This is a genomic window from Xanthomonas sp. SHU 166 (genome assembly GCF_000364685.1).
GTDB classification, from domain to species: Bacteria; Pseudomonadota; Gammaproteobacteria; order Xanthomonadales; family Xanthomonadaceae; genus Xanthomonas_A; species Xanthomonas_A sontii.
Map to the genome: position 1 here is coordinate 1 of NZ_AQOJ01000488.1, position 1,049 is coordinate 1,049.

The window sequence follows — 1,049 nt, forward strand, 5'->3', positions numbered from 1 at the left end:
GCAGTCGGTGAGCTGGTGGCGCAGGCGGGTCAGCTGCAGGATGCGTGCGTCCAGTTCCTCGCGCCACACCGCCGACATCCGCGCCCACTCGGCGCGGGTCGGGGTGCGCGCGTCGGGCAACTGCGCGAAGGCGGCCTTGACGCTGTCCAGCGGCACGCCGACGCGTTGCGCCACGCGGATCACCGCCAGCCGGCGCAGCACGTCGCGCGTGTAGCGGCGCTGGTTGCCTGCGGTACGCATGCTGCGGATCAGGCCCTTGCTCTCGTAGAAATGCAGCGCCGACACCGCCACGCCGCTGCGCGCGGCGACCTGTCCGACGCTCAGTTCCTCCTGCATCGCTTGACCTCGAGTCCGGTTGAGGTTGCATGCTGCACGGGCTGCACGCGCCCACGCAAGTCGCCGCCGGCAGATGTCCACCCTTTTTCCCAGGTTCGCCGATGCAAGACCACGCCACCACCGCCGCTGCTCCACCCGCCCCTGTCGCCGCCGGCTCCGTGCTGGCGCCGGCCTACCGCGCCACCACCATCGGCATGGTCGCGCTGGTGTCGCTGATCGCTTTCGAGGCGCTGGCGGTGGCCGCGGCGATGCCGACCGTGGCCCGCGAACTGGACGGCCTGCGGCTGTACGCGCTGGCCTTCGGCGGGACCCTGGCCACCAGCGTGATCGGCATGACCGTGGCCGGGCGCTGGAGCGACCTGCACGGGCCGGCGACGCCGCTATGGACCGGCCTGGCCTGCTTCGTCTGCGGGCTGCTGCTGGCCGGCTTCGCCCCGTCGATGGGATTCCTGCTGGCCGGCCGGCTGGTGCAGGGCCTGGGCGCCGGCGCGATCTCGGTGGTGCTGTACGTGCTGGTCGCGCGGCTGTATCCGCAGGCGATCCGCCCGCGCATGTTCGCCGCGTTCTCCGCCGGCTGGGTGGTGCCGTCGCTGATCGGCCCCAGCATCAGCGGGCTGATCGTCGAGCACGTCGGCTGGCGCTGGGTGTTCCTGGCGGTGCCGCTGCTGGCGCTGCCGGCGGCGGCGCTGCTGTGGCCGGCATTGCGGCGCCTG

2 protein-coding genes are annotated in these 1,049 nt (G+C 72.9%); one reads left to right on the forward strand and one right to left on the reverse strand.

From position 1 onward, the window contains the following. Positions 1-336, reverse strand: a 336-nt coding sequence (gene soxR, locus D180_RS12795; RefSeq protein WP_017913097.1) for a redox-sensitive transcriptional activator SoxR, incomplete at its 3' end; no start/stop codon positions are given. Between the two features lie 101 nt (positions 337-437). Here soxR and D180_RS12800 point away from each other — a divergent pair. Continuing rightward, on the forward strand, positions 438-1,049 hold a 612-nt coding region (locus tag D180_RS12800), incomplete at its 3' end, for an MFS transporter (RefSeq protein ID WP_017913098.1).